Source organism: Pseudomonas sp. GW821-FHT03A09, from assembly GCF_059421065.1.
Genome location: NZ_JBWKUX010000014.1, coordinates 141,109 through 165,704 on the forward strand (window position 1 = coordinate 141,109; position 24,596 = coordinate 165,704).

Annotated in this window: 19 protein-coding genes; 16 read left to right on the forward strand and 3 right to left on the reverse strand. The window is 60.6% G+C overall.

The features are described 5' to 3' along the window. The first annotated feature begins 73 nt into the window (after positions 1–73). The 5 genes from cdhC to AC07V4_RS22610 all read left to right on the forward strand — a co-directional run bounded on the left by cdhC (position 74) and on the right by AC07V4_RS22610 (position 4,470). Positions 74–961 (forward strand): 3-dehydrocarnitine:acetyl-CoA trimethylamine transferase CdhC, encoded by an 888-nt coding sequence (gene cdhC, locus AC07V4_RS22590; RefSeq protein WP_492634905.1) that lies wholly within the window; start codon positions 74–76, stop codon positions 959–961. A 144-nt stretch (positions 962–1,105) separates the two neighbouring features. Continuing rightward, positions 1,106–2,071, forward strand: a complete 966-nt coding sequence (locus AC07V4_RS22595) for an L-carnitine dehydrogenase (RefSeq protein ID WP_492634906.1) — start codon at positions 1,106–1,108, stop codon at positions 2,069–2,071. Positions 2,072–2,188: 117 nt separating this feature from the next. After that, positions 2,189–2,668, forward strand: coding sequence for a thioesterase family protein (locus AC07V4_RS22600; RefSeq protein ID WP_492634907.1), 480 nt, complete (start codon positions 2,189–2,191; stop codon positions 2,666–2,668). 9 nt (positions 2,669–2,677) lie between these two features. Then, positions 2,678–3,838: a gamma-butyrobetaine dioxygenase gene (locus AC07V4_RS22605; RefSeq protein ID WP_492634908.1), complete on the forward strand. Its 1,161-nt coding sequence runs from the start codon at positions 2,678–2,680 to the stop codon at positions 3,836–3,838. A 368-nt stretch (positions 3,839–4,206) separates the two neighbouring features. Beyond that, positions 4,207–4,470 (forward strand): hypothetical protein, encoded by a 264-nt coding sequence (locus AC07V4_RS22610; RefSeq protein WP_028618238.1) that lies wholly within the window; start codon positions 4,207–4,209, stop codon positions 4,468–4,470. A gap of 96 nt (positions 4,471–4,566) precedes the next feature. Here AC07V4_RS22610 and gbdR read toward each other — a convergent pair whose 3' ends face one another. Beyond that, entirely contained in the window at positions 4,567–5,670 is a 1,104-nt protein-coding gene (gene gbdR / locus AC07V4_RS22615; protein ID WP_065938176.1) for a choline metabolism transcriptional regulator GbdR, read from the reverse strand. 488 nt (positions 5,671–6,158) lie between these two features. After that, positions 6,159–7,535, reverse strand: a complete 1,377-nt coding sequence (locus AC07V4_RS22620) for an L-serine ammonia-lyase (protein ID WP_492634909.1) — start codon at positions 7,533–7,535, stop codon at positions 6,159–6,161. 404 nt (positions 7,536–7,939) lie between these two features. Here AC07V4_RS22620 and AC07V4_RS22625 point away from each other — a divergent pair, with 404 nt between their 5' ends. The 3 genes from AC07V4_RS22625 (at position 7,940) to choV (ending at position 10,977) form a co-directional block, all read left to right on the forward strand. Next, on the forward strand, positions 7,940–8,887 hold the full coding sequence (locus AC07V4_RS22625; protein WP_431752882.1) for a choline ABC transporter substrate-binding protein: 948 nt from the start codon (positions 7,940–7,942) through the stop codon (positions 8,885–8,887). A gap of 69 nt (positions 8,888–8,956) precedes the next feature. Beyond that, positions 8,957–9,802 (forward strand): choline ABC transporter permease subunit, encoded by an 846-nt coding sequence (choW, locus tag AC07V4_RS22630; protein ID WP_017139374.1) that lies wholly within the window; start codon positions 8,957–8,959, stop codon positions 9,800–9,802. Next, positions 9,799–10,977 carry a choline ABC transporter ATP-binding protein gene (choV, locus tag AC07V4_RS22635; RefSeq protein WP_492634910.1) on the forward strand — a complete coding sequence of 393 codons (1,179 nt, stop codon included), beginning with the start codon at positions 9,799–9,801 and terminating at the stop codon, positions 10,975–10,977. The genes choW and choV overlap by 4 nt, the downstream gene beginning before the upstream one ends. Before the next feature lie 168 nt (positions 10,978–11,145). Here choV and AC07V4_RS22640 read toward each other — a convergent pair whose 3' ends face one another. Then, positions 11,146–13,080 (reverse strand): BCCT family transporter, encoded by a 1,935-nt coding sequence (locus AC07V4_RS22640; RefSeq protein WP_492635283.1) that lies wholly within the window; start codon positions 13,078–13,080, stop codon positions 11,146–11,148. A gap of 391 nt (positions 13,081–13,471) precedes the next feature. On the opposite strand from AC07V4_RS22640, the gene betI reads away from it, so the two are divergent. From betI to dbpA, 8 genes are all read left to right on the forward strand, one after another. Beyond that, positions 13,472–14,065, forward strand: coding sequence for a transcriptional regulator BetI (gene betI / locus AC07V4_RS22645; protein ID WP_492634911.1), 594 nt, complete (start codon positions 13,472–13,474; stop codon positions 14,063–14,065). 109 nt (positions 14,066–14,174) lie between these two features. Next, positions 14,175–15,647, forward strand: coding sequence for a betaine-aldehyde dehydrogenase (betB, locus tag AC07V4_RS22650; protein WP_492634912.1), 1,473 nt, complete (start codon positions 14,175–14,177; stop codon positions 15,645–15,647). Between the two features lie 135 nt (positions 15,648–15,782). Continuing rightward, on the forward strand, positions 15,783–17,486 hold the full coding sequence (betA, locus tag AC07V4_RS22655) for a choline dehydrogenase (RefSeq protein WP_492634913.1): 1,704 nt from the start codon (positions 15,783–15,785) through the stop codon (positions 17,484–17,486). Between the two features lie 172 nt (positions 17,487–17,658). Then, on the forward strand, positions 17,659–19,101 hold the full coding sequence (locus tag AC07V4_RS22660) for a TldD/PmbA family protein (protein ID WP_492634914.1): 1,443 nt from the start codon (positions 17,659–17,661) through the stop codon (positions 19,099–19,101). Then, complete coding sequence (locus AC07V4_RS22665; protein WP_492634915.1) at positions 19,101–20,417, forward strand: TldD/PmbA family protein; 1,317 nt, start codon at positions 19,101–19,103, stop codon at positions 20,415–20,417. Before AC07V4_RS22660 ends, AC07V4_RS22665 begins: the two co-directional genes overlap by 1 nt. A 290-nt stretch (positions 20,418–20,707) precedes the next feature. Next, entirely contained in the window at positions 20,708–21,556 is an 849-nt protein-coding gene (locus AC07V4_RS22670; RefSeq protein WP_492634916.1) for an alpha/beta fold hydrolase, read from the forward strand. 35 nt (positions 21,557–21,591) lie between these two features. Then, on the forward strand, positions 21,592–23,019 hold the full coding sequence (gene mdtD / locus AC07V4_RS22675; RefSeq protein WP_431751084.1) for a multidrug transporter subunit MdtD: 1,428 nt from the start codon (positions 21,592–21,594) through the stop codon (positions 23,017–23,019). Between the two features lie 130 nt (positions 23,020–23,149). Beyond that, positions 23,150–24,487 (forward strand): ATP-dependent RNA helicase DbpA, encoded by a 1,338-nt coding sequence (gene dbpA / locus AC07V4_RS22680; protein ID WP_492635284.1) that lies wholly within the window; start codon positions 23,150–23,152, stop codon positions 24,485–24,487. Positions 24,488–24,596 lie beyond the last annotated feature (109 nt).

Consider the following 24,596-nt stretch of genomic DNA (forward strand, 5'->3'; position numbering starts at 1 on the left):
ATTCGAATCACCGTGTCGCAGCCACTCCCGGCTGCGCACGGCATCACTACGCCCGCCTGTAAGGAACCGCACCATGAACCACGACGTCATCATCACCTGCGCACTCACCGGTGCTGGCGACACGACCGCCAAAAGCCCACACGTGCCGGTCACGCCCAAACAGATCGCGGCAGCTGCCGTTGAGGCCGCCAAGGCCGGCGCCACCGTGGTGCACTGCCACGTCCGTGACCCGCAAACCGGCAAGTTCAGCCGCGATGTTGCCCTGTACCGTGAAGTGATGGAGCGCATTCGTGAGGCCGACATCGACATCATCGTCAACCTCACCGCCGGCATGGGCGGCGACCTGGAAATCGGTGGCGGCGAAAACCCGATGGAGTTCGGCCCCAATACCGATCTGGTCGGCCCGCTGACGCGCCTGGCCCACGTCGAAGAACTGCTGCCGGAAATCTGCACCCTGGACTGCGGCACCCTGAACTTTGGCGATGGCGACACCATATACGTGTCCACCCCGGCGCAACTGCGTGCGGGCGCCAAACGCATCCAGGAGTTGGGAGTAAAGCCCGAGCTGGAAATCTTCGACACCGGTCACCTGTGGTTTGCCAAACAGATGATCAAGGAAGGCCTGCTCGACAACCCGCTGTTCCAACTGTGCCTGGGCATCCCATGGGGTGCACCGGCCGACACCACCACCATGAAAGCCATGGTCGACAACCTGCCCGCCGACGCAGTGTGGGCAGGCTTCGGCATCGGCCGCATGCAAATGCCGATGGCGGCGCAAGCGGTGCTATTGGGCGGCAACGTGCGGGTCGGCCTGGAAGACAACTTGTGGCTGGATAAGGGCGTACTCGCCACCAACGGCCAGTTGGTAGAGCGCGCCAGTGAAATCCTCAGCCGCCTGGGTGCGCGAGTCCTGACCCCCGCCGAAGGCCGCGCGAAGATGGGCCTGACCAAGCGCGGGTAACACAGACACCACAACACCCTGTGGGAGCGGGCTTGCCCGCGATGAAGCCAGTACATCCGGCTCATCTCTATAGCCTGGAATACAGCCATCGCGGGCAAGCCCGGCTCTCACAGGTGATCATCGCCACCCTTAGGAACGTAGCCAATGAGCTTTATCACTGAGATCAAAACCTTCGCCGCCCTCGGCAGCGGTGTCATCGGCAGCGGCTGGGTGTCCCGCGCCCTGGCCCATGGCCTGGATGTGGTGGCCTGGGACCCGGCGCCCGGTGCCGAAGCCGCCTTGCGCAAACGCGTCGCCAATGCGTGGGGCGCATTGGAGAAACAGGGCCTGGCACCGGGTGCATCCCAGGATCGCCTGCGCTTTGTCGCCACGATTGAAGAGTGCGTGAAAGACGCCGACTTCATCCAGGAAAGCGCCCCGGAACGCCTGGAGTTGAAGCTGGAGTTGCACAGCAAGATCAGCGCTGCCGCCAAGCCAAACGCGTTGATCGGCTCCAGCACCTCCGGCCTGCTGCCAAGCGAGTTCTATGAGGGTTCGACACACCCGGAACGCTGCGTGGTCGGCCACCCGTTCAACCCGGTTTACCTGCTGCCGCTGGTGGAAGTGGTGGGCGGCAAGCACACCGCGCCAGAGGCTATTCAAGCGGCGATCACGGTGTACGAATCCCTCGGCATGCGCCCGTTGCATGTACGCAAGGAAGTGCCTGGCTTTATCGCTGACCGCCTGCTTGAAGCGTTGTGGCGCGAGGCGCTGCACCTTGTCAATGACGGCGTGGCAACCACCGGCGAAATTGACGACGCGATCCGTTTTGGCGCGGGCTTGCGCTGGTCATTCATGGGCACCTTTCTGACCTACACCCTCGCTGGCGGTGATGCCGGGATGCGGCACTTCATGGCGCAATTCGGCCCGGCCTTGCAGTTGCCTTGGACCTATCTGCCAGCACCGGAGCTGACCGACAAGTTGATCGACGATGTGGTCGATGGCACCCGCGACCAGTTGGGCAAGCACAGCATTTCGGCGCTGGAGCGCTATCGTGATGATTGCTTGTTGGCAGTGCTGGAGGCGGTGAAAACCACCAAGGCCAAGCACGGCATGAGCTTCGCTGAATAACCGCTGTTGACCTCTGTGGGAGCTGGCTTGCCTGCGATGGCGATGCAAGATTCACCACGGCTATCGCAGGCAAGCCAGCTCCCACAGTTGACCGAGTACAGATCCGGAATTTATGTGATGCCTACATTGACGACGTACACCACCAACATCCAGCCCGACTGGGTGGACTACAACGGCCACCTGCGCGACGCGTTCTATCTGCTGATCTTCAGCTACGCCACTGACGCCTTGATGGACACCCTGGGCCTGGACAGTGAAAACCGCGAGGCCAGCGGCCATTCGCTGTTCACCCTGGAGTTGCACCTGAACTACCTGCATGAAGTGAAACTCGGTGCCGACGTTGAGGTGCATACGCAGTTGATCGCCTTTGATGCCAAGCGCCTGCACCTCTATCACAGCCTGCATTGGGTCGGTGATGAAAAAGAACTGGCGGGTAACGAACAGATGCTGCTGCACGTCGACCTTGCCGGCCCGCATTCGGCACCGTTCAGCGAGACGACGCTGGAAAAACTCATCGCCATCCGCGCAGAGCAGGCCGACCTGCCACGCCCTGCCCTGCTCGGTCGAGTGATTGGACTGCCCTCCAAAAAACAATAAGGAGCCACCATGCAAACCGTCGCCGCTGTTGCCGATTTCCGTATTTACCCGAAGATCTGCGACCTCTTTGATGCGCAAGTGCTGGACGATCAGATTCGCGTGCGATGGGCCGATGGGCGGGTCAGTCCGTTTCATCATCAGTGGTTGCGGGATAACTGCCCCTGCGGGGAATGCGTATACAGCGTGACCCGCGAGCAGGTGCTGGAAATCGTCGATGTGGACGCACATCTGCGCGCCATCGACGCCCATATCGACCAGGGCTTTCTGAGTGTGACGTGGAGTGGAGGTCATCGCAGCCAATACGATCCTGGCTGGTTGCGAGCCCATGCCTACGATGACGATTCACGCGCTGAACGTCGTGCGGCAAAGCCAAAATCCCAGCTGTGGGACAGCCGCTTTCAGTTACCGGTTTTTGAGTATTCGGCAGTCATGGAAAACTCGAACGCGTTGCTCCAATGGCTACTGGCGCTACGTGACTCAGGCCTGACGCAAATCCGCGGCGTACCCACCGAGCCTGGCTCCCTGGCGCTGATCGCCAAACGCATTTCGTTTATCCGCGAGAGTAACTTTGGCGTGCTGTTCAACGTGCAATCCAAGGCCAATGCCGACAGTAATGCCTACACCGCTTTCAACTTGCCGCTGCACAGCGATTTGCCGACCCGGGAGCTGCAACCGGGGCTGCAATTCCTGCATTGCCTGGTGAATGAGGCCGACGGTGGCGAGAGTATTTTTGTCGACGGTTTTGCCATTGCCAACGCCTTGCGCGAGGAAGATCCCGAAGCGTTCAAGGCCCTGTGTGAAATCCCGGTGGAGTTTCGCAATAAAGATCGTCACAGCGACTATAGACGCCTCGCACCGATCATTGCGTTGGACGCCTTGGGCGATGTGGCGGAGATTCGCATGGCCAACTTTTTGCGTGGCCCGTTCGAGACCAGCGAGGAACAGATGCCGTTGTTGTATCGCGCGTATCGACGCTTTATTGCCATGACCCGCGAAGACCGTTTCCGCCTGGTAAAGCGCCTGAACCCGGGCGAACTGTGGTGCTTCGACAACCGCCGTACCTTGCATGCGCGCAATGCGTTTGACCCGGCTTCCGGGGCGCGGCATTTTCAGGGCTGCTATATCGACCGGGATGAATTGCTGTCGCGCATCCTGGTGTTGCAACGCTAGACCGAGGTGTGGCCATCGCAGGCAAGCCAGCTCCCACATTTTGATTTGTGAACACCGTCAAAGGTGGGAGCTGGCTTGCCTGCGATGAGGCCGGTACTCACGCCACAAATTCCCAGACAAAAAAAGCCCCGGTCCAGCCGTGACTGGATCGGGGCAGAGCGCTTGGTGTGAGCGTGACATCCCGAGGGTGACCAAACCTTCGAGGTGCGTGCCTGGCATTCAGTGTGCCTATTACTGCTATCGGTAAATGACCCGAAAACGACCTGCTCATAGCCATCTGAGCCATTCGTGGATTCTGCCCTTGCCGACCGGCCGGTGGCCTACCAGAATCCAAACCAATCCCCGCTCTCTACACCAGGATGAACGTCATGATGCACGCGGATTTGATTGACCAGGATGACCTGCTGGGCCAACTGCGCTCACTGGGTTTTGAAGTGTCCAGCGGTGCCACCGCCGAGCAGGCCTGCGAGTGTGCGGTACGCGGTTTGAGCCCGGCGCGGGCCAAGGCGCTAAAAGGCATGGTGGAGCAGATGTACACCGGTAGCGCGACGATCTTGCCGGCCGTGCGCCAGGCAATCGATAAGCAGTTGTTGCCGGCCTTGGTGCAGTTCAAGCAGAACTCTGGCGCCTGACAGACCGCTATCGGGGGCAAGCCCCCTCCCACATTTTGAAGGTGTTCACAAATCAAAGTGTGGGAGGGGGCTTGCCCCCGATGCAGTCGACTCGGTTTAAAGCCTTACGCTGGCAAACGTCGACTCATTGCGCGCCTGACTCAACGCCGACATCGGCCCCGACAACGGTGACAACACCAGCGCCTGCGGAATTGGCATCATCGCCACCTGCTGGGTGGTGTTGGACCCAACGCGCTCATCCCGTGGTGGAATGCCGAAGTATTCGCGGTAACACTTGGAGAAGTGCGGCGTGGACACGAAGCCGCACACCGAGGCCACTTCGATGATCGACATCGGCGTTTGCTTGAGCAACTGCCGCGCACGGATCAGACGCAGCTTGAGGTAGTAACGCGATGGCGAACAGTGCAGGTATTTCTGGAACAGGCGCTCCAGCTGGCGACGGGACACGGCGACGTACACCGCCAGTTCATCCAGGTCGATAGGCTCTTCCAGATTGGCCTCCATCAGCGCGACGATTTCCTGCAACTTCGGCTGATTGGTGCCGAGCATGTGCTTGAGCGGCACACGCTGGTGGTCTTGTTCGTTGCGGATGCGTTCGTACACAAACATCTCGGAGATGGCCGCCGACAGTTCACGGCCGTGGTCGCGGCTGATCAGGTGCAGCATCATATCCAGCGGCGCGGTACCGCCCGAGCTGGTGAAGCGATTGCGGTCGAGAGTGAACAAGCGAGTGCTCATCGACACACGGGGGAAGGCTTCCTGCATCGACGCCAGGCATTCCCAGTGCACGCTGCAATCGAAACCGTCGAGCAAGCCGGCGCACGCCAATGCCCAACTGCCGGTGCACACCGCGCCAAGACGACGGGACTGGCGCGCCTGGCTTTGCAGCCACGACACGTGTTCGCGGGTGACGGTCCGCTGGATACCCACGCCACCGCACACAATCACAGTGTCCAGGGCCGGGGCTTTGTGCATGGATGCATCGGGAGTGATTTGCAGACCGTCGCTGGCCCACACCTGGTTTCCGTCGACACTCAGGGTTGTCCAGCGATACAGCTCGCGGCCGGACAGCTGGTTGGCCATGCGCAGGGGTTCCACTGCCGAAGCCAGGGAAATCAGCGTGAAATTGTCCAGCAGCAAAAAGCCGATGGATTGAGGCGCACGGTTCTGGGGTTGGGCCCCGGAGTTGAACGACGTCATCGCGGTATCTCCTCACACAAAGCGGGTGATGGCCTCAGGCGAGGCTCTTGTTATTGCGCTCGTCCTGGGAAGGAGAGGCTTTGGCTTGATAGAGCAAATGCCATGCCTAAAGTTGAATGGCCGTCCAATAACTCCTAAAAACGACCTCATGAGCCGTCTAAATAAGCCCATGCAGGAAGCGCGGATATCGTCGTAGGAACGAGCCTGCTCAAGGGGTGTGAGCAGAACGGTAGCACTTGTGGGAAGGCGCTTTGCAGGCGTAGGAAAACTCTGTCACCGCAAGCACGGGTGACGGGGGGCTCGGCGAAAAATCGTTTGGTAGCTACTTATCTGTTTGCGACGCGCTAAAAGGTGGCGCTTTTGGATTCGGGTGTTCACTTTATGAGCAGGGGTGCCAGGAACATCGCCATCGCAGGCAAGCCAGCTCCCACATTTGGAATGCATTGCCCTGTGGGAGCTGGCTTGCCTGCGATAGCGGTGTCACTGTCTCAACATTCCACGGCACTCACGGCCAACCCACCCCGCGATGTCTCTTTGTATTTGTCATGCATATCCGCGCCAGTATCGCGCATGGTGCGGATCACTCGGTCCAGGGAGATGAAGTGCTGACCGTCACCCCGCAGTGCCATTTGCGCCGCGTTGATCGCCTTGACCGCCGCAATCGCATTACGCTCGATGCACGGCACTTGCACCAACCCGCCCACCGGGTCGCAGGTCAGGCCGAGGTTGTGTTCCAGGCCGATTTCGGCGGCATTGCACAACTGTTCCGGCGTAGCGCCCAGGATCTCGGCCAACCCGGCAGCGGCCATGGCGCAGGCCGAGCCGACTTCGCCTTGGCAACCCACTTCGGCACCGGAGATCGAGGCGTTCTTTTTACACAGAATGCCCACCGCCGCCGCTCCGAGCAGGTAGTCGACTACGTTGGCTTCAGTGACTTCTTCGCTGAACTTCATAAAGTAGTGCAGCACCGCCGGGATGATCCCCGCCGCGCCATTGGTAGGTGCAGTCACCATGCGTCCACCGGCGGCATTTTCTTCGTTGACGGCCAGGGCGAACAGGTTGACCCACTCCATGGCACTCAAGGTCGAACCGATCACATTCGGTTTGTTCAACTCCTGCAAGCTGCGATGCAACTTGGCGGCGCGACGGCGCACGTTGAGGCCACCGGGCAGGATACCTTCGTGCTTGAGGCCCTGCTCCACGCAATCTTGCATGGCCCGCCAGAGTTTCATCAGGCCGCTGCGGATTTCATCTTCAGAGCGCCAGACCTTTTCGTTGGCCAGCATCAACTCGGCCACGCGCAGGTTGTGGGTCTTGCACAGCTGCAACAGCTCCACCGCGCTGGAAAAGTCGTAAGGCAGCTCGGTGTGGTCCATGTCAGCCACGCCGCTTCGCGCCTGGGCTTCATCCACCACAAAACCGCCGCCGACGGAATAGTAGGTGTCACGGTGCAACTCGCCGTCATCGCCGGACACCACCAGCGTCATGGCGTTGGGATGGAACGGCAGGTTTTCGTCGAGCAGGCGCATGTCGCGGGACCAGATGAAAGGCACCGGCAGGCGTCCGTCGAGCAACAGCGTCTCGGTCTCGCGCAGGGTGTGGATGCGCAAGCCGATTTGCGACGGGTCGATTGCGTCCGGCCATTCGCCCATCAAGCCCATGATGGTGGCGGTGTCGCTGCCGTGGCCGATGCCAGTGGCCGACAAGGAACCATAAAGCTGGACCTCGACGTGCCGCACCTGCTCCAGCAGGTCTCGCTCACGTAACGCTTGAACGAACAACGCCGCGGCGCGCATGGGGCCGACAGTGTGAGAACTCGAAGGCCCGATGCCGATCTTGAACAGGTCGAAAACGCTGATAGCCATTGCCGTGGAACTCCTCGATAAGCACGGGCTACCTGCTACGCTGAACTCGCCCGAATTGCGGCATCATCAGGCTTTTATTGCCCCACACGGCGTCTCACACCGACGTACCCATGCTCACCAGCGTCGCTGCCAGGCGATAGGGCGTTTTGGCCGTTTTTAGCGGTGCAGATGGGCAAAAACAGCTGTTTTGCCTTTGGAAAAATCTGTAAGCGACGTCACCGACACTGGATACGACCCTCCCTGTACTGGATACGACGCTCCCTGTAGGCGTCAGATTTTCACTGGTACATGATCAGTCTCGACTCGTTTGCAAGGCACCGTGGCGCCGCTTCAAAGCACGCTCCAACCGCAACCCTTATAAAGCGCGGCGAATGCCGCCAGAAAAAACACAGGAGTCTAGCCCCATGAAAGGTTCACCCTCGTTGTTGTTGGCCGCTATGCTGAGTCTGCCAGTCCTGGCGCACGCTGCAGAACCGGCACAATGCCAGACCGTCAACTTCTCCGATGTCGGCTGGACCGACATCACCGTCACCACCGCGACCACCAGCGAAATCCTCAAGGGCCTGGGCTACAAGCCGCGCACCACGATGATTTCGGTGCCAGTGACCTACAAGTCCCTGGCCGACGGCAAGAACATGGACATCTTCCTCGGCAACTGGATGCCGACCATGGAAAACGACATCAAGCAGTACCGCGATGCCGGCACCGTGGAAACCGTGCGCGCCAACCTGGAAAACGCCAAGTACACCCTGGCAGTGCCCGAAGAGCTGTACAACAAGGGCCTGAAAGACTTCGCCGATATCGCCAAATTCAAGGATGAGCTGGGCGGCAAGATCTACGGGATCGAGCCGGGTAACGACGGCAACCGCACCATCCAGACCGTCATCGACAAGAACCAGTTCGGTTTGAAAGATGCGGGCTTCAAGGTCGTGGAATCCAGCGAAGCCGGGATGCTGTCGCAGGTTGAACGGGCCACCAAGCGCGGCCAGGCCATCGTGTTCCTCGGCTGGGAACCGCACCCGATGAACACCCGCTTCAAGATCAAGTACCTGACCGGTGGTGACGACTCGTTCGGCCCCAACTACGGCCAGGCGACCATCTACACCAACACCCGCAAGGGCTACACCCAGGAATGCAGCAACGTCGGTCAGTTGCTGAAGAACCTGTCGTTCACCCTGAACATGGAAAGCTCGCTGATGGGCAACGTCCTGGACGACAAGATGAAGCCCGATGCCGCCGCCAAGGCTTGGCTGCAGAAGAACCCGCAAGTGCTCGACACCTGGCTGGCCGGTGTCACCACCGTTGATGGCAAACCTGGACTGGACGCCGTGAAAGCCTACCTCGCCAAATAACACTGCTGACCCCGGGGCGGTGCGCTGCCCCGGGATGTTTTCCCTCTTCGCATGTGGACATTCACTACCATGCTGACTGAACAGAAAATCCCACTAGGCCAGTACATCGCTGCCTTCGTCGAATGGTTGACCAAGCATGGCGCCAACTACTTCGACGCTATCGCATCGACCCTGGAAACGATGATCCACGGCGTGACGTTTGCGCTGACCTGGTTCAATCCGCTGGCATTGATCGGTCTGATTGCGCTGCTCGCTCACTTTATCCAACGCAAATGGGGCCTGACCGTTTTTGTCATCGCCTCCTTCCTGCTGATCCTCAACCTAGGGTACTGGCAGGAAACCATGGAAACCCTCGCCCAGGTGCTGTTCGCCACCCTGGTCTGCGTGGTCATCGGTGTGCCGCTGGGCATTGTTGCCGCGCACAAACCGCTGTTCTACACCATGATGCGGCCGGTGCTCGATCTGATGCAGACCGTACCGACCTTCGTCTACCTCATCCCTACCCTGACCCTCTTCGGGCTGGGTGTGGTGCCCGGCTTGATCTCCACGGTGGTGTTCGCGATTGCCGCGCCGATCCGCCTGACTTACCTGGGTATCCGCGATGTACCGCAAGAGTTGATGGACGCCGGCAAGGCCTTTGGCTGCTCGCGCCGTCAGTTGCTCTCGCGCATTGAACTGCCCCACGCCATGCCGAGCATTGCCGCCGGCATTACCCAATGCATCATGCTGTCGCTGTCGATGGTAGTGATCGCCGCGCTTGTAGGCGCCGATGGCCTCGGCAAGCCGGTAGTCAACGCACTGAACACCGCCGACATTGCCCTGGGCTTTGAAGCCGGCCTGGCAATCGTGTTGCTGGCCATCATGCTCGACCGCATCTGCAAACAACCCGACGCCAAAGTAGGGGGTGATGCATGAGCATTATCCGATTCGACCAAGTCGACGTGATCTTTTCCAAAGACCCACGCGAAGCGCTCAAGCTGCTGGACCAGGGCATGAGCCGTAACGAGATCCTGAAAAAAACCGGGCAGATTGTCGGCGTTGAAAAAGCCAGCCTGGACATCGAAAAAGGCGAGATCTGCGTGCTGATGGGCCTGTCGGGCTCTGGCAAGTCGAGCTTGCTGCGCTGCATCAACGGCCTCAACACCGTGAGCCGTGGCCAGCTGTTCGTGGAGCATGAAGGGCGCCAGATCGACATCGCGTCCTGCACGCCCGCCGAGTTGAAAATGATGCGCACCAAGCGCATCGCCATGGTGTTCCAGAAGTTCGCGCTGATGCCTTGGCTGACGGTGCGCGAAAACATCAGTTTCGGCCTGGAGATGCAAGGTCGCCCGGAGAAAGATCGACGCAAGCTGGTCGACGACAAGCTCGAACTGGTGGGCCTGAGCCAGTGGCGCAACAAGAAGCCGGACGAGCTGTCCGGAGGCATGCAACAGCGCGTCGGCCTGGCTCGCGCACTGGCGATGGACGCCGATATCCTGCTGATGGACGAACCGTTCTCCGCCCTCGACCCGTTGATTCGCCAGGGCCTGCAAGATGAGCTGCTGGAACTGCAACGCAAGCTGAGCAAGACCATCGTGTTCGTCAGCCACGACCTGGATGAGGCGCTCAAACTGGGCAGCCGTATTGCGATCATGAAAGACGGCAAGATCATCCAGTACAGCGTGCCGGAAGAGATCGTGCTGAACCCCGCGGATGACTATGTGCGCACCTTCGTCGCCCATACCAACCCGCTGAACGTGCTGTGCGGTCGCAGCCTGATGCGCACCCTGGACAACTGCAAGCGCATCAACGGTTCGGTGTGCCTGGACCCGGGCGGCGATTCCTGGCTGGACCTGGCCGAGGGCAACACCATCAAAGGTGCACGCCAGAATGGCGCGGTGATGAACCTGCAGAACTGGGTACCGGGACAAGCGGTGGAAGATTTGGGTCGGGTACCGACACTGGTGGACTCGAATATCGGCATGCGCGATGCACTGCAGATTCGCTACCAGACGGGGAACAAGCTGGTGTTGCATGACAACAACCAGGTGGTGGGAATTCTGGGGGATAGCGAGCTTTACCATGCCCTGTTGGGCAAAAACCTGGGCTAAGCCATACCTCAAGAACAACTGAAGGAACTGGGTCAATGTGGGAGCTGGCTTGCCTGCGATAGCGGTGGTGAATTCACTACCGCTATCGCAGGCAAGCCAGCTCCCACATTTGACCTCATTCCAATCTTGAAACAGCGGCGCCAGTGAGGGCGCCGCCAAGCTCAACTATCAGCTATAGACACGGCCAAGGAGCTGCCGATGGCTTTCAAACTGGTCGAGCACATCCCGGGTGATCTGTTCCTGGGTAAAGCCCATCAGGTCGTACTCCTGAGGCCCGTTGTGCAGGTAGACCTCGGCACGGTAGTAACGGGTGCGCTCTTCCTCGGGCAGGTCGTTCGGTGCCGACGAGTAAGCATCCAGGCTCACCTCATAGACAAACGGATTACCCTCCGCCATCTCGATACGCACACCGATGCAGCGCTTGGACTTGCCGAGCAAGGTTTGCACTTCCAGCCCTTGATCACGCAGCGCCGTCGCCGCTTCTTCCAACGCCGGCGTAACGTGCTTGTCCATGAAGCGTTGCACGGTGCCCTGGCTCGGCTGCAGGTCCAGTGCCGTCAAACGCTCGCTGAAGCCACGACGACCGCGCTCGGCCAATTGCGCCTGCTCCTGTTCGATGGCCACATCCTGGCGCATGGCCTTGTGCAGACCGAACATGAAGAAAATCAGCACCACCGAGAACGGCAGCCCCGCCAGCACCACCATGGTTTGCATGGCTTCGAAGTTACCGGCAAACAGCAGGCCGATGGTCACCAGGGTGATTACCGCCGACCAGAAGATACGCAGCCAGTGCGGCGCATCTTCATCCACGTTGCCACCTTTGCAGGAAAGGTTGGCCATCATCACCGCACCAGAATCCGCTGGGGTCAGGAACAGCACAAAGCCCACAAAGATCGACACACCGATGACGATTTTCGACGCTGGATAATGCTCAAGCAGTTGGTAGATGGCCATCGACGGTTGTTCCAGCGCCGTCTTGCCCAACTCCACGGCACCGTGGTTCAGCACCAGGTCCAACGCCGAGTTGCCGAAGATCGACAGCCACGCCAGGGTGAAGCCCAGTGGAATCAGCAGCACGCCAGCCACCAGTTCACGCACGGTGCGACCACGGGAAATACGCGCGATGAACATGCCTACGAATGGCGCCCAGGAAATCCACCACGCCCAGTAGAACAGGGTCCACAGGCCCATCCAGCGTTCGGTCTTGTCGGCGTCGCCTTCATACACGTACAGGTCGAAGGTCTTCAGCACCAGGCCATTCATGTAGTCGCCGATGTTCTGCACGAAGCCGTTGAGCAAGTGCAGGGTCGGGCCGAACAACAGCACGAAGATCAACAGGCCGCTGAACAGCACGATGTTGAGGTTGGACAGGCGGCGGATGCCGTTCTCCACACCCGACACGGCGGCGATGGTCGCCACGGTGCTCATCACGATGATCACGATCAGCAAGTTGGTGTTGCTGTGCGCCATGCCGAACAGGTTTTCCAACCCGGACGACACTTGCATCGAACCAATCCCCAGGTTCGTCACCAGGCCCAGCAGGGTCACGAACATACCGAAGCCGTCCACCGCATGGCCGGCCGCACCTTTCACCCAACGCTCGCCTACCAGCGGATACAGCGCCGAACGCAAGGCCAGCGGCTGGTTATGACGGTACGCGAAGTACGCCACGGCCAGGCCGACCAAGGCGTAGATCGCCCAGCCATGCAGGCCCCAATGCAGGAAAGTCAGTTGCAATGCCTGACGTGCGGCCATGTTGCTGGCAGCAGCGCCTTCGGGCGGGTTGAAGTAGTGGTCCAACGGCTCCGAAGCGCCGAAGTACAACAGCGAGATGCCGATGCCCGACGAGAACAACATCCCGGCCCAGGCGCCGTAACTGAAGTCTGGGGTGTCGTCCTTGCTGCCCAGTTTCAACTTGCCATAGGACGAAAACGCCAGACCCACCACAAACACCAGGTAGGCGGCGATGACGACCATGTAGTACCAGCCGAAGCTTTTGGAAAGCCACGCCTGTGCTACGCCGAGCATGCGCCCGGCCTCCTGCGGGGCGATGATCAGGATGGCGGTCAACAACAGAATCAGCGCGGTGGAGGTGTAAAACACCCAACCGTTGACCCGCACCTTTTCCGGTGGGGTCTTTATAAGAGAGGCAGAACTCATGGCGCAGATGCTCCGGGCAGTGCGAAAGAGAAACACAAGGCAACGGTTATCCCGGGACATCGATTTTTCGGCAGTCGACGGACGGGTGTTATAAAGACACCCCGAAAATTCTTGTACCCCGCCGAAGCGGTGGCCAGGCCCTGATACGGCCTGTTTCAAGGTTTTTTGCAGGTGTCAGCTGTCACGGCTCACAGGTAGGAAATTTCTGTAGGCAGCGACCATTTGTCGCAGATCTTATTCTTTGTTGATTGAACGTTCAATCAAAACAAAATAGACTGGCCCTCAAGCCGACGGACGTTCATCGCCCATCGGCAGGCCTAAGGAGAGGTGCTACATGCCCAAGGTCGGTATGCAACCCATACGCCGCCAGCAGTTGATCGAAGCCACGCTAACGGCCATCGATCAGGTCGGAATGGGAGATGCCAGCATTGCGCTGATCGCCCGTTTGGCCGGCGTCTCGAACGGCATCATCAGTCACTACTTTCAGGACAAGAACGGCCTGATCGCCGCGACGATGCGGTACTTGATGAATGTGCTGATCGAGAACGTCCACGAACGCAGGCGTGCCCTGAAGGATGACAGCCCACGGGCGCACCTCCAGGTGATTATCGAAGGCAACTTCGACGCCAGCCAGGTCAACGGCCCGGCAATGAAAACCTGGTTGGCCTTCTGGGCCACCAGCATGCACCACCCGTCATTGCACAGGTTGCAGCGGATCAACGATCAACGTCTGTATTCCAACCTGTGCTGCCAGTTTCGCCGAGTGCTGCCGCTGCCGCGCGCACGCAAAGCAGCCCGGGGCCTGGCGGCACTGATCGACGGTTTGTGGTTGCGCGGCGCCCTGTCGGGAGACGCTTTCGACACGGAGCAGGCGCAACGGATCGCTTACGAATACATGGACTTCCAATTGGCCAAGCAGGTGAGTTAGAGCACACATAAACGCTCAACCCCTGAACGTCTGCCGCTCAGTGTTGCCACAACCAAATGGCCCGCTGGCGGTAGGTAACGCCAACCACTTATGCACTTGCGAGGACTTTATGGCCCGTTTCGAACTGCAAAAACTCTACATTGACGGCGGCTACAGCGACGCTGGCAGCGATGCCACCTTCGAAGCCATCAACCCGGCTAACGGTGAAGTTCTCGCCCAAGTGCAACGTGCGACGAAAGAAGACGTCGAACGCGCCGTAGTCAGCGCCGAGAAAGGCCAGAAGATCTGGGCCGCCATGACCGCCATGGAGCGTTCGCGCATCCTGCGTCGTGCCGTCGACATCCTGCGCGAGCGCAATGATGAGTTGGCCGCCCTGGAAACCCTGGACACCGGTAAAGCCTACTCCGAAACCAAATACGTCGACATCGTCACCGGCGCCGACGTGCTGGAATACTACGCAGGCCTGGTGCCGGCCATCGAAGGCGAGCAGATCCCACTGCGCGACACTTCGTTCGTCTACACCCGCCGCGAGCCGCTGGGCGTGGTCGCCGGTATCGGCGCGTGGAACTACCCGATCCAGATCGCCCTGTGGAAATCCGCACCGGCCCTGGCGGCCGGTAACGCGATGATCTTCAAGCCAAGCGAAGTCACCTCGCTGACCACCCTGAAACTGGCCGAGATCTACACCGAAGCCGGCGTTCCGGCTGGCGTGTTCAACGTCCTGACCGGCAGCGGCCGTGAAGTCGGTACCTGGTTGACCGAGCACCCGCGCATCGAGAAAGTCTCGTTCACTGGCGGCACCGACACCGGCAAGAAAGTCATGGCCAGCGCTTCCAGCTCCTCGCTGAAAGACGTGACCATGGAACTGGGTGGCAAGTCCCCGCTGATCATCTTCGACGACGCCGACCTCGACCGCGCCGCCGACACCGCGATGATGGCCAACTTCTACAGCTCCGGCCAGGTTTGCACCAACGGCACTCGTGTGTTTGTACCGAAGCACCTGCAAGCCGCGTTCGAAGCCAAGATCGTTGAGCGTGTTGCGCGTATTCGCGTTGGCAACCCGGAAGACGACAACACCAACTTCGGCCCACTGGTCAGCTTCGCCCACATGGAAAGCGTACTGGGCTACATCGCCAAAGGTAAGGAAGAAGGCGCTCGCCTCCTGTGCGGCGGTGACCGTCTGACCGACGGTGCCTTCGCCAAAGGCGCCTTCGTGGCCCCGACCGTGTTCACCGACTGCACCGACGACATGACCATCGTCCGTGAAGAAATCTTCGGCCCAGTAATGAGCATCCTCACCTACGAGACCGAAGAAGAAGTGATCCGCCGCGCCAACGACACCGACTTCGGCCTGGCCGCAGGCTTGGTGACCAAAGACCTGAACCGCGCCCACCGCGTGATTCATCAGCTGGAAGCGGGTATCTGCTGGATCAACGCCTGGGGCGAATCCGACGCGAAGATGCCGGTTGGCGGCTACAAGCAGTCCGGTGTTGGCCGTGAGAACGGCATCAGCTCGCTGAACAACTTCACCCGCATCAAATCGGTACAGGTTGAGCTGGGCGACTACGCCTCGGTGTTCTAAGAACCGAGCCTTGTATTGCCTGTGAGTGCCCTATCGCAGGCAAGCCAGCTCCCACATTTGGAATGCATTTCCCTGTGGGAGCGGGCTTGCCCGCGATGAGGCCCGACCTGACTATCTCAAAAGAGGGTGCATCCAATGTCCCAAGAATACGACTACATCATTGTGGGTGCCGGCTCCGCCGGTAACACCCTGGCGACCCGTCTGACCGAAGACGAAGGCGTCACCGTCCTGCTGCTGGAAGCCGGCGGCCCTGACTACCGCTTCGACTTCCGCACGCAAATGCCTGCGGCGTTGGCGTTCCCGCTACAAGGCCGTCGCTACAACTGGGCCTACGAAACTGATCCAGAACCGCACATGGACGGCCGCCGTATGGAATGCGGTCGCGGCAAGGGCCTGGGTGGCTCTTCCCTGATCAACGGCATGTGCTACATCCGTGGCAACGCGATGGACTACGACGGCTGGGCAAAACTGCCAGGCCTGGAAAACTGGACGTACCTCGACTGCCTGCCCTATTTCAGAAAAGCTGAAACCCGGGACATCGGCCCGAACGACTGGCACGGTGGCGATGGCCCGGTCAGCGTGACCACGCCAAAGGCCGGCAACAACCCGCTGTTTCACGCCATGGTTGAAGCAGGCGTGCAAGCCGGTTACCCACGTACCGTCGACTTGAACGGCTACCAGCAAGAAGGCTTCGGCCCGATGGACCGTACCGTCACGCCTAAAGGTCGTCGCGCCAGCACCGCGCGCGGTTACCTGGACACCGCCAAGAAGCGCTCCACCCTGACCATCGTCACCCACGCCCTCAGCGACAAAGTGCTGTTTGAAGGCAAGCGTGCCGTTGGCGTGCGTTACCTGATCGGTGCCGCCGAAGAGCGCGTTGAAGCCCGTGCACGCAAAGAAGTCATCGTGTGCAGTGGCGCCATCGGTTCTCCGCAACTGCTGCAACGCTCCGGCGTTGGCCCGGCCAAGCTCCTGGAAAGCCTCGACATCCCGGTGGTCCACGACCTGCCGGGCGTTGGTGAAAACCTGCAGGATCACCTTGAGCTGTACCTGCAATATGCGTGCACTCAACCGGTTTCGCTGTACCCGTCGTTGCTCTGGTACAACCAGCCGGCCATTGGTGCCGAGTGGCTGTTCAACGGCACCGGCATCGGCGCCAGCAACCAGTTCGAAGCGGGCGGTTTTATCCGTACCCGTGAAGAGTTCGAATGGCCGAACATCCAGTACCACTTCCTGCCGGTGGCGATTAACTACAACGGCAGCAACGGTGTGAAAGAGCACGGCTTCCAGGCGCACATGGGCTCCATGCGTTCGCCGAGCCGTGGTCGCATCCAGCTGAAGTCGAAGAACCCGCGGGAATATCCGAGCATCCTCTTCAACTACATGGCCACCGAACAGGACTGGCAGGAATTCCGCGACGGCATCCGCCTGACCCGTGAAATCATGCAGCAGCCGGCATTGGACCAGTACCGTGGCCGCGAAATCAGCCCAGGTATTGAAGTGCAAACCGATGAGCAACTGGACAAGTTCATCCGCGAGCACGCCGAAACCGCGTTCCACCCGTCCTGCTCGTGCAAGATGGGCACCGACGACATGGCGGTCGTGGATGGCGAAGGCCGCGTGCATGGCATGCAGGGTCTGCGCGTGGTGGATGCGTCGATCATGCCGATCATCACCACTGGCAACCTGAACGCGCCAACGATCATGATCGCCGAGAAAATCGCCGACAAGATCCGTGGCCGCCAGCCGCTGCCGCGCAGCACCGCCGACTACTACGTCGCAGGCGGCGCGCCGGTGCGTGGCAAGCCGTTGCGTGAAGTGGGTCCTACTGCGCAGTAACTGAAACACCGCGTCGCACCCATCGGGGGCAAGCCCCCTCCCACATTTGGAATGCGTTCCCCTGTGGGAGGGGGCTTGCCCCCGATGAGGCCCGACCAGCCAATGCAAAACCCCTCCTTGATCAGCTACTCTGTCCGCTTGCCCGCGACGAGCCGCCCACAAGGAAGGCCCCATGTTCGACCACCACGCCACACTCAAAAAACACTTCAGTGCCCTGCGTACCACCGCCGAGTTCTTCTCGCTGCGCTACGTACGTGAATCAGGCCAATACCTGTCTGTACGCAAGAACGTCGCCGAGCCGCCCCACCTGGGCTACGACGAAGGTGCCATGCTCACCGTGCGTCTCAATGGCGTGGAAGCCTACGCCGCGACCAACGACATTTCCCTTGCCGGCCTGCAAGCGGCCCTCGAGCGCGCCGAACAGCAAGCCCGCCTGATCAAGCCCCACGCCCTGCTCGACCTGCGCGACCAACCGGTCTCCAGTGACGTCGCCGACTACCTGTCCCCCGACCTCAACCAGCCCTTCCCGTCCTTGAGCGACTGCTACCAGTTGCTCGGCAGCGAGTCGGCCGCCGTGCCCAAGGACGAGCGCCTGGTGAGCTGGGACGTCAGCCTCGGCCTGACCCACGTCGAGCAGATCTACCTCAACAGCGCCGGCGCACAATTGCGCCAGGCCCAGCGCTTTGTGTTCCCCGGCGTGAACGTCACGGCCTACGACGGTAACGACAGCCAGACCCGTACCTTCGGCGGCAGCAACTTTGGCCAGCAAGGCGGGTTCGACGTGATCAGCCGCTTCGGCCTGGTCGGCGCCGCCCCGCGCATCGCCGATGAAGCCCTGCAACTGCTGGCCGCACCCAACACGCCCAGCGGGCCGCGCGACCTGTTGTTGATGCCCGACCAGATGATCCTGCAGATCCACGAATCCATCGGCCACCCACTGGAACTGGACCGCATCCTGGGCGACGAGCGCAATTACGCCGGCACCAGTTTTGTCAAAGCCAGTGACTTCGGCCACTTGCAATACGGCTCACCGCTGCTCAACGTGACCTTCGACCCGGACATCCCTGAACAACTCGCCAGCTACGGCCATGACGACGAAGGCACCCCAGCCAGCAAGCAGTTCCTGATCCGCGAAGGGCTGCTGGTCAAACCGCTGGGCGGTGCGCTGTCGCAGTTCCGCTCGGGCCTGGGCGGCGTAGCCAACAGCCGTGCCAGCAGTTGGAACCGTCCGCCGATCGATCGCATGGCCAACCTGAATATCGAAGCGGGCGACAAGAACCTCGCGCAACTGATTGGCGGCATCGAAAACGGTATCCTGATGTCGACCAACCGCTCCTGGTCCATCGACGATGCACGCAATAAATTCCAGTTCGGTTGCGAATGGGGCCAGTTGATCGAAAACGGCGAGCTCAAGGGCGTTGTGAAAAACCCCAACTACCGAGCGATTTCCGCGCAGTTCTGGCGCAACCTCAGCGCCGTCGGCGACGCCAGTACCTTCAAGGTGCTGGGCACGCCGAACTGCGGCAAAGGTGAGCCCAACCAGGTGATCCGCGTAGGCCATGCCTCGCCGGCCTGCGTGTTCAGCAACGTCGATGTTTTTGGGGGAGATGCCTGATGAACAACTTCAAGGCACTGGTGGAATGGCTCAAGCAGGCCATCACCGACAAGGAACAATTTCACCTGGGCTATGCAGATGAAGCGTCTGAGTTCGTGCGCTTCAACCATGGACAGGTACGCCAGGCCGGGCAAGTGCAGCAAGCCAGCCTCAATCTGAAACTGATCAACGAGGGGCGCCATGCCGACCTGGGTATCACCCTGTCCGGCGAACGCGAGCTGGATCGCCAACGCCTGGCCGACGGCCTGCAACAACTGCGCGAAACCCTGCCACTGCTGCCCCAGGACCCATACCTGCTGCTGAACCACAACGCCTGGCAAAGCCACAATGAACAAGCGCGACCACTGCCGGAATTAGCCCAGGTATTGGACGCCATCAGCCAGGCCGCCGACGGCGTCGATCTGGTCGGCTTTTACGCCGCAGGCCCGATCAGCCGGGGTTTCGCCAGTTCGGACGGGGCGTTTGGCTGGCATCGCGCCAACAGCTTCAACTTCGATTTCAGCCTGTTCCACCCCAATGGTGAAGCGGTGAAAGCCAGCTACGCCGGGCACACATGGGACAGCGCCGAGTTCGCGGCACGCATCCAGCAGGCCCGCGAACAGCTTGAGTTTCTCGGTCGTCCGCTGCACAAACTGGCCCCCGGACAATATCGCGCCTACCTCGCCCCGGCGGCGCTGGAAGAGATCATCAGCATCATCACCTGGGGTGGTTTTTCCGCCCAGGCCATCGCCAGCAAAGGCAGCTCACTGCAAAAGCTGTATGCCGGTGAGCAGTCGTTGAGCCCGCTGGTGAAACTGGATGAGCAGATCAGCGGTTCGCTGAGCCAGGCGTTTTCCACCGAAGGCTACCCACGCGGGGATGTCACGCTGATCAATGGCGGCAAGGCAGAAGGCCAATTGATCAACTCGCGTAGCGCCGCCGAATACGGTTTGAGTACCAACGGCGCCAGCAGTGATGAATCCCCGAGCGCCTTGCAAATGGCGGCAGGCACGCTGGCCCAGGCCGATATTCTCAAGCAATTGGGCACCGGGCTGTACATCAGCAACCTGTGGTACCTGAACTACTCTGACCTGCCGGCCGCACGCCTCACCGGCATGACCCGCTTTGCCACCTTCTGGGTGGAAGACGGCGAGATCAAGGCGCCGGTCAGCACCATGCGGTTTGATGACAGTGTGTACAACCTGCTGGGTTCGCAGTTGGAAGCACTGACCGCTGATCGGGAACTGCTGCTGTCACCGAGCACTTACGACCAACGCAACACGGCATCCAACCTGTTGCCAGGGGCCTTGGTCAAACGCCTGACCCTGACCCTCTAAACCCAGCAGTTACCCTGTGGGAGGGGGCTTGCTCCCGATAGCGGTGTATCAGCCAACTTTTCCGGTGGCTGGCACACCGCCTTCGCGGGCAAGCCCGCTCCCACATTGCTTTGCGCAGATTTCAGATACCCCAGTTCAACCCTTCCTACCGCCAATTCCCATCTCCCGCTTGTTCCCCCACGCTCTGTTGTCCCCTGCAAAAAACCTCGTTATAAGGGTTGGTGGCATCCCGCCACCCTCACCCACGAGAGCACGACCTTGCCCGGGAAAGGGCAAGCTGGAGCGTTGACATGAACCATGGAAGTTTTGTCATAGAAAAGCTGTTCAAGCACTACAACGTTCATGTTGAGCAGCTAGGAAACGATTCGGAAAAAAACACCGTCCTGATGGTCAATGGGGCACTGTCCACCACGCGATCCTTTGCCCGCACCAGCAAATGCCTGGCCGAGCATTTCAATGTGCTGCTGTTCGACTTGCCGTTCTCGGGGTATTCCCGTGAACACAATACCGACCTCGACCTGGTGACCAAGGACGACGAAGTGCAAATGCTGCGGGCCCTGGTGGAGCGCTTTGAGGTCAACCATCTGGTGTCGGCCTCCTGGGGTGGCATCTCCACGCTGTTGACCCTGGCCCACAATCCGCCGTCCATCAAAAGCTCGGTGGTGATGGCCTTGGCACCCAACCTCAACCAGGCCATGCTCGACTACGTGGAGCGCGTACGCGTGCTGATCGAGGCCGACGACAAGTCCGCCGTCGGGCATCTGCTCAACGAAACGGTCGGTAAATACCTGTCGCCACGCCTCAAGCGCAATAACCATCGACACCTGTCGACCATGGCCACTACCGAGTACCGTCAGGCGCGCTTTCACATTCATCAGGTGCTGGCATTGGGCGATGGCAACTACCTGCCCGCACTCACTCAGATTGAAACGCCGGTGCACTTCCTCAATGGCGCCCTGGACGAATACACCCCCGCCGCCGAAGCGCAGCTGTTCAAGCAATACGTGGGGCGCAGCAGCTTTGCGGTAGCCGAACACACAGGGCACTTGCTCGACCTTGAATCCAACGAAGCGGCCGTGGCGGTGCACCGCGAACTGCTGGATTTCCTGGTGGGAAAAGGCGCGGCGGATGGCGCATAATCGCCGACACATAGCCTGCTAACAAAAGGGTTCATATGCCGAATCGCGTCCCTCTCGATGCCAAGACCGCCCGCTGGCTACCCTGGGTGGTCGCGATTGCCTTCTTCATGCAATCGCTGGACGGGACGATTCTGAACACGGCACTGCCGGCCATGGCACGGGACCTTGCGGAAAACCCGCTGCGCATGCAAGGGGTGGTGATTGCCTACATGCTCACCGTCGCCTTGCTGATCCCGGCCTCGGGCTGGATCGCCGACCGCTTCGGCACCAAGAAAATCTTCTTCGGCGCGATCATGCTGTTCAGCATCGGCTCCTTGCTGTGCGCCCTGTCCAGCAGCTTGACCATGTTGGTGGGCGCCCGGGTGATCCAGGGCTTGGGCGGTGCGTTGATGCTGCCGGTCGGGCGATTGGTGGTGCTGCGCGCCTACCCTCGTTCGGAACTGGTGCGGATCATGGGTTTTATCACCATCCCCGGCTTGCTCGGCCCTCTGCTCGGCCCGACCATGGGCGGCTGGATGGTGCAATACCTGACCTGGCACTGGATCTTCCTGATCAACTTACCCGTGGGCATGATCGGCTGCTACGCCGTGTGGAAACTCATCCCCGACCTGCGCGGCAGCGAGCGCACCCGTTTCGACGGCATAGGCTTTTTGCTGTTCGGCGCGGCGATGGTGCTGATCACCATCGCCATGGAAGGCCTGGGCGAACTGCACCTGCCCCACCTGCGAGTGATGTTGCTGCTGTTCGGTGGGCTGGCGTGCCTGGCGGCGTACTGGCTGCGTGCCGGGCATATCGATAACCCGCTCTTTTCGCCGGTGCTGTTCAAGACCCGCACCTTCGCCGTGGGCATCCTCGGCAACCTGTTTGCACGGCTGGGCAGCGGTGCCCTGCCGTTCCTGGTGCCGCTGCTGTTGCAGGTGGCACTGGGTTATTCACCGTCAGAAGCCGGGATGAGCATGTTGCCCTTGGCGGCAGCGGCGATGTTTGCCAAGTCCGTCGCGCGCACCCTGATCGAGCGTCTGGGTTATCGCATCGTACTGACCGGCAACACCCTGTTCCTGGGCATCATGCTCGCCAGCATGGGCCTGGTCAGCGAGCACACGCCCTATCCGTTGCTGCTGTGCATGCTGGCGGTGCTGGGGGCAATCAACTCCCTGCAATTCACCGCGATGAACACCGTTACCCTGATCGACCTCGACGACGCCCAAGCCAGCAGCGGCAACAGTTTGCTGTCGGTGGTGGCGCAACTGTCCCTGAGCCTCGGCGTGGCCTGTGCCGGTGCATTGCTCGGCGGCTTTACCGCCGAAACCGGCAACGATGGCGTAGAAAGCGTACTCGGCGCGTTCCAGCTGACCTTCCTCACCGTGGGCATCATGGCCATGCTGGCGGCAGCGATCTTCCTGCAACTGTCGCCCAGCGACGGCAAACGGGTGGTCAGCCGCGAGCACGACATCGAGCATTAACCGGCTTCTCGTCTAGAACTTGCAGGGAAATTCCCGCGAGGCTGGTACACTGCGCGACATTTTGTTTTGCAGAGCCAGTCCCGTGACTACCATCGCCACCGCTTTTAATACTTTGCCCCTGTCCGCCGCCATGCTGGCTAACCTCGACTCGCTGGGTTATGTCGAGATGACGCAGATCCAGGCGCAAAGCTTGCCGGTGATCCTCAAGGGGCTGGACCTGATTGCCCAGGCCAAGACCGGCAGCGGCAAGACCGCCGCCTTCGGCATCGGCCTGTTGAACCCGGTCAACCCGCGCTATTTCGGCTGCCAGGCGCTGGTGATGTGCCCGACCCGTGAGCTGGCCGACCAGGTCGCCAAGGAAATCCGCCGCCTGGCCCGTGCCGAAGACAACATCAAGGTGCTGACCCTATGTGGCGGCGTGTCCCTCGGCCCGCAGATTGCCTCCCTGGAACATGGTGCCCACGTCATCGTCGGCACACCGGGCCGCATCCAGCAGCACCTGCGCAAGGGCTCGCTGGTGCTGGACGGCTTGAACACGCTGATCCTCGATGAAGCCGACCGCATGCTCGACATGGGCTTCTACGATGCCATTGAAGACATCATCAGCAAGACTCCGCCGCGCCGCCAAACCCTGCTGTTCTCGGCCACCTACCCGGTGAGCATCAAGCAGTTGGCCTCGAAATTCATGCGTGCGCCGCAACAGGTAAAAGCCGAAGCGTTCCACTCCGACGACCAGATCGAACAGCGTTTCTACGAGATCTCGCCGGAAGAGCGCATGGCCGCCGTGACCAAGGTGCTGGCGCATTTCCGCCCGGCGTCCTGCGTAGCGTTCTGCTTTACCAAGCAGCAAGTGCAGGAAACCGTGGATCACCTGACGTCCAAGGGTATTTCCGCCGTCGGCCTGCACGGCGACCTGGAACAGCGCGACCGTGACCAGGTGCTGGCGATGTTCGCCAACCGCAGCACTTCGGTACTGGTCGCTACCGACGTCGCCGCCCGTGGCCTGGACATTGACTCGCTGGACATGGTGATCAACGTCGAACTGGCCCGCGACTCGGAAATCCACATCCACCGTGTGGGCCGTACGGGTCGTGCCGGTGAGACCGGCATTGCGATCAGCCTGGTGGCGCCGTCCGAAGCACACCGCGCCCAGGCCATCGAGCAACTGCAGAAGTCGCCGTTGAACTGGGACCAACTGGATAACCTCAAGCCGCAAGGCGGTGGTCCGTTGCTGCCGCAGATGAGCACTCTGTGCATCGCCGCCGGCCGTAAAGACAAGGTGCGTCCGGGCGATATCCTCGGCGCGCTGACCGGTGAAGCCGGCATTCCGGGTGCCCAGGTCGGCAAGATCGCGATCTTTGACTTCCAGGCGTTCGTGGCCGTGGAACGCGGGATCGCCAAGCAGGCGCTGCAGCGTTTGAACGACGGCAAGATCAAGGGCCGTTCGCTGCGCGTTCGAATCTTGTAAAAACTCCCCTACCAAGTGGAGATCAAAATGTGGGAGGGGGCTTGTGTGGGAGCTGGCTTGCCTGCGATAGCGTCACCTCGGTGTACCTGACATACCGAGGTGCCTGCAT

What these genes read in the sequence shown, in the direction of transcription:
- cdhC (WP_492634905.1), top strand. Translation starts at nt 74, where the DNA reads ATGAACCACGACGTCATCATCACCTGCGCACTCACCGGTGCTGGCGAC.
- AC07V4_RS22595 (WP_492634906.1), top strand. Translation starts at nt 1,106, where the DNA reads ATGAGCTTTATCACTGAGATCAAAACCTTCGCCGCCCTCGGCAGCGGT.
- AC07V4_RS22600 (WP_492634907.1), top strand. Translation starts at nt 2,189, where the DNA reads ATGCCTACATTGACGACGTACACCACCAACATCCAGCCCGACTGGGTG.
- AC07V4_RS22605 (WP_492634908.1), top strand. Translation starts at nt 2,678, where the DNA reads ATGCAAACCGTCGCCGCTGTTGCCGATTTCCGTATTTACCCGAAGATC.
- AC07V4_RS22610 (WP_028618238.1), top strand. Translation starts at nt 4,207, where the DNA reads ATGATGCACGCGGATTTGATTGACCAGGATGACCTGCTGGGCCAACTG.
- gbdR (WP_065938176.1), bottom strand. Translation starts at nt 5,670, where the DNA reads ATGACGTCGTTCAACTCCGGGGCCCAACCCCAGAACCGTGCGCCTCAA.
- AC07V4_RS22620 (WP_492634909.1), bottom strand. Translation starts at nt 7,535, where the DNA reads ATGGCTATCAGCGTTTTCGACCTGTTCAAGATCGGCATCGGGCCTTCG.
- AC07V4_RS22625 (WP_431752882.1), top strand. Translation starts at nt 7,940, where the DNA reads ATGAAAGGTTCACCCTCGTTGTTGTTGGCCGCTATGCTGAGTCTGCCA.
- choW (WP_017139374.1), top strand. Translation starts at nt 8,957, where the DNA reads ATGCTGACTGAACAGAAAATCCCACTAGGCCAGTACATCGCTGCCTTC.
- choV (WP_492634910.1), top strand. Translation starts at nt 9,799, where the DNA reads ATGAGCATTATCCGATTCGACCAAGTCGACGTGATCTTTTCCAAAGAC.
- betI (WP_492634911.1), top strand. Translation starts at nt 13,472, where the DNA reads ATGCCCAAGGTCGGTATGCAACCCATACGCCGCCAGCAGTTGATCGAA.
- betB (WP_492634912.1), top strand. Translation starts at nt 14,175, where the DNA reads ATGGCCCGTTTCGAACTGCAAAAACTCTACATTGACGGCGGCTACAGC.
- betA (WP_492634913.1), top strand. Translation starts at nt 15,783, where the DNA reads ATGTCCCAAGAATACGACTACATCATTGTGGGTGCCGGCTCCGCCGGT.
- AC07V4_RS22660 (WP_492634914.1), top strand. Translation starts at nt 17,659, where the DNA reads ATGTTCGACCACCACGCCACACTCAAAAAACACTTCAGTGCCCTGCGT.
- AC07V4_RS22665 (WP_492634915.1), top strand. Translation starts at nt 19,101, where the DNA reads ATGAACAACTTCAAGGCACTGGTGGAATGGCTCAAGCAGGCCATCACC.
- AC07V4_RS22670 (WP_492634916.1), top strand. Translation starts at nt 20,708, where the DNA reads ATGAACCATGGAAGTTTTGTCATAGAAAAGCTGTTCAAGCACTACAAC.
- mdtD (WP_431751084.1), top strand. Translation starts at nt 21,592, where the DNA reads ATGCCGAATCGCGTCCCTCTCGATGCCAAGACCGCCCGCTGGCTACCC.
- dbpA (WP_492635284.1), top strand. Translation starts at nt 23,150, where the DNA reads ATGCTGGCTAACCTCGACTCGCTGGGTTATGTCGAGATGACGCAGATC.